4 protein-coding genes and 1 pseudogene are annotated in these 3201 nt (G+C 67.7%); 1 reads left to right on the top strand and 4 read right to left on the bottom strand.

The window, feature by feature from the left end; all coding sequences use genetic code 11:
- Both ACTS1X_RS13400 and ACTS1X_RS13395 read right to left on the bottom strand, forming a co-directional pair.
- Positions 1-206 (bottom strand): annotated as a pseudogene (locus ACTS1X_RS13400) (NAD(P)-dependent alcohol dehydrogenase); the annotation flags it as partial.
- Positions 207-1034, bottom strand: coding sequence for a crotonase/enoyl-CoA hydratase family protein (locus ACTS1X_RS13395; protein ID WP_442614907.1), 828 nt, complete (start codon positions 1032-1034; stop codon positions 207-209). It lies immediately after the preceding pseudogene.
- A gap of 92 nt (positions 1035-1126) precedes the next feature.
- Between ACTS1X_RS13395 and ACTS1X_RS13390 the strand changes: the two genes are divergently transcribed.
- Positions 1127-2056: an XdhC family protein gene (locus ACTS1X_RS13390; protein ID WP_442614906.1), complete on the top strand. Its 930-nt coding sequence runs from the start codon at positions 1127-1129 to the stop codon at positions 2054-2056.
- Here ACTS1X_RS13390 and ACTS1X_RS13385 read toward each other — a convergent pair.
- Both ACTS1X_RS13385 and gspM read right to left on the bottom strand, forming a co-directional pair.
- Positions 2041-2769: a type II secretion system protein N gene (locus ACTS1X_RS13385; RefSeq protein ID WP_442614905.1), complete on the bottom strand. Its 729-nt coding sequence runs from the start codon at positions 2767-2769 to the stop codon at positions 2041-2043. The genes ACTS1X_RS13390 and ACTS1X_RS13385 overlap by 16 nt on opposite strands.
- A partial coding sequence (gene gspM, locus ACTS1X_RS13380) for a type II secretion system protein GspM (protein ID WP_442614904.1) occupies positions 2769-3201 on the bottom strand: 433 nt, incomplete at its 5' end. The genes gspM and ACTS1X_RS13385, both read right to left, overlap by 1 nt.

Raw genomic sequence — 3201 nt, 5'->3', positions numbered from 1 at the left:
GCGACGACCTCTCCCGCGCCGTCCGACATCAGGATCCGGCCATCGGCGGTCGGGATGCCGCCCAGCGCGACGACATAGTCATGATAGTTGAGCGAATTCGCGCCGACCTTCACGAGGATCTCGCCCGGTCCGGCCTCGGGCCGATCGCGATCGGCGATGACGATATTGTCGAGCCCGCCGGGCTTTTTCAGGGTCGCGGCTTTCATCTATGCGACGTCCTTGAAGTTGCCGGGGCGCTTGGCCATGCCGGCCATCACCGCCTCGATCTGGTTGGGCCGGCCGATCACGCCCGCCTGTTCGCGCGATTCCTCGAGCAGGATTTCCGCCGCGTGCTGGTCCCGCGACATGTTGAGCAGCCGCTTGTTGGCGCGCACCGCATCCGGGCTCTTGCCGGCGATTTCGTGCGCGAGTTCCATCGCATCGGCGTGCGGATCGTTCGACAGCCGCGTGGCGAAACCATATTCCAGCGCTTCGGCGCCGTCGAAGATCCGCGCGGTGTAGCAAAGCTCGCGCACCACATCGTCTCGCGCCAGGTTCCGGACGATCGGGATACCGGCCATATCGGGCACCAGGCCCCATTTCATTTCCATGATGGCATGGCGGGTATCTGGCGCGGTGATCCGGATATCGGCACCGCACGCGATCTGGAACCCACCGCCGAACGCGACGCCGTGCACCGACGCAATGACCGGAACCGGCAGCGTATGCCAGCCCCAGGCCACCTGCTGGAACTTGTTGGCATCGCCATAGGTTCGCGCCATCAGCCCGTCCGACTTCGGCTCGTCGCCATCGTCATTGTCCGCGTTTTTCTGGGCCATGCCGGCAAAGCTTGCCATGTCGAGCCCGGCGCAAAAGGCCCGGCCCTCGCCGGACAGCACGACCGCCCGCACACCCGCTTCGCCTTCGAGCCGTTCGATGGCGCCGATGATCCCGTCGAACATCGCCGGATCGAGCGCATTCATCTTGTCGGGCCGGTTGAGACGCACATCGGCGACGCCCTTGTCGTCGATGGCGATGGTCACGCGATCGGTCATCTGGCTCTCCTTTACGTCAACTCTGGCACAGCTGCGCGCGGCCGCGCAACCGGCGCTTGCGCTTTCCTGCATTCGCGGCGCAAGGAGGGCGCATGAAGGGCGAAATCAACCGGATCGTCGCGCGGCAACGGGAATGGCGCGAAGCCCGCCTTGCCGTAGCGACGGTCATCCGCACCTGGGGTTCGGCGCCCCGCCCCGCGGGCAGCCATATGCTGATCCACGAGGACGGGCGTTTCGAGGGTTCGGTATCGGGCGGATGCGTCGAGGGCGAGATTCTCCATGCCGCGGCCGAGGTCATCGCCGATGGCCGATTCCGCCGGCTGCGCTTCGGGGTGGAGGATACAACCGCCTGGCGAGCCGGCCTTCCCTGCGGCGGCGAAATCGAGATCCTGGTCCAGCCCGTCGGGCCGAGCGGTTTTCCGCCGGAGCTGTTTGCCCGGATCGACACGGCCCGGCGCAATGGCGAAACGCTTTCGACGGCAACGGATCTCGAAACCGGCATCACGCGGCCGGCCGGACCGGACACCGATACGCTGTCGATCAACCGCTACGAGCCGCAGCGCAAGCTGCTGATCGTCGGCGCGGTGCAGATCGCGCAATCGCTCGCCCGGATCGCGGCGGAGATCGATATCGCCCCGATCGTCATCGATCCGCGCGGGGCGTTCCTGACCGCCGACCGCTTCCCCGATTGCGAACGCGATGCGCGCTGGCCCGACGAAGCGATTATGGCGCATGAGCCCAACGCGCATACCGCCATCGTCGTACTCAGCCACGATCCCAAGATCGACGATCCCGCGCTGGCCGCCGCCCTGGACTCGCCGGCCGGCTACATTGCCGCGCTTGGCTCACGGAAAAGCCATGCGGCGCGGCTCGAGCGGCTGCGCGCGGCGGGATTTGCCGATGAGGCGCTGGCGCGGATCGACGGTCCGGCGGGTCTCGATATCGGCAGCGTCGGCCCGGCCGAAATCGCATTGTCGATCGCCGCAGCGATGGTCGCCGCTTTCGCTCAGAACGCGCCCTGAATCGTCAGCGCATAGCCATTGGGCCCGGGCGCGAACCCGGCAAGGGTCAGCCGCTCGCGGGCATTGTCGTCGACTGCCGCCACGCGAAACTCGGCCGTATAGGCGCCGGTCGCGCCGATCCGGATATCGAGCTGCTCCATCCCGCTCTGACTGATCAGCGGCAGCAGCAAGGCGCCCTCGTCGCACTGCGCATTGCCCATGACGGTATCGGGCAGCGCCACGCCGCCCAGATCGCCCGCGATCCTCGCGCGGACCAGCCCTTCGGCCTGCGAACACAGGCCGTTGTCGAAATGAACGGTCACATCCTCCAGCTCGAGCGCCGTCATCGGCAGCGGAGCGAACAGCAGCGCAACCGGCAGCGACGCCTGCATGTCGTCGAGCCCGAACTCGCCGCCCGACACGCTCATCGCCCCGCGAAAATCGCCGAACTCGCCGACGTCCGTCCCGCTCCGCGCCATCGCGACCCGCGCCCGCCCGATCAGCAGCGGAAAGAAACCGAGTCCGGCATCGACATCGCCCACCGCCGCATCGCCGAACTGCGCCTCGACCAGCCGACCGTTCCAGACGCTGCCCTGCGCCTCCCGCGCGGCGACGCCGCGCTCGTCCAGACCGAGCCAGTCCATGCCGAACCGCAACGGGATCAGCACGAGCATCGCCAGCAGAAAGATGCAGACGAAGAAGAGCGTCCGGCCCATCGGAAGCGCGATCCGCATCAGCCCTGTCCTCCCCGGCGAAACGTCACGTCGGCCGACAGCGTCTCGTCGGCATTGGGCCGCACGGTCAGCGCGTCGATATCGAGCCCCAGCCGCGTTTCGAGATCGGCGACCCAGGCGAAGAAGGTCTGGGCGCGGGCGGCGCCGATGATCACGCGCACCCCGTCCGTCCCGGCGGGTTCGGTCTGCGCCGTGTTGAAACCGACGCGGACCGCCTCGGCCATCACGACATCGCCGATCCGTCCCGAAACCGGCGCCCGGGGGTTGGCCAGGACCGCCTCTATGGCCTCCAGCCGCGCATCAATACGGCCCAGCGCAATCACCGCGGCGTCGTGCCGCGCTTTCGCCGATTCGCGCATCAGATCGATCGGCCGCACGATCAGCAGCCAACTGAGCACCAGCACCGCCAAACCGCCGGCAACGCCGATCAAC

The organism is Parasphingopyxis sp., from assembly GCF_052168275.1.
GTDB lineage: Bacteria > Pseudomonadota > Alphaproteobacteria > Sphingomonadales > Sphingomonadaceae > Parasphingopyxis.
Note: the sequence above shows the minus strand (reverse complement) of the source record. Positions and strands in the feature narration are given on the sequence as shown.

Excerpts from the sequence above, each read along its gene's own strand:
- ACTS1X_RS13395 (WP_442614907.1), bottom strand. The coding sequence starts at position 1,034 with ATGACCGATCGCGTGACCATCGCCATCGACGACAAGGGCGTCGCCGAT.
- ACTS1X_RS13390 (WP_442614906.1), top strand. The coding sequence starts at position 1,127 with ATGAAGGGCGAAATCAACCGGATCGTCGCGCGGCAACGGGAATGGCGC.
- ACTS1X_RS13385 (WP_442614905.1), bottom strand. The coding sequence starts at position 2,769 with ATGCGGATCGCGCTTCCGATGGGCCGGACGCTCTTCTTCGTCTGCATC.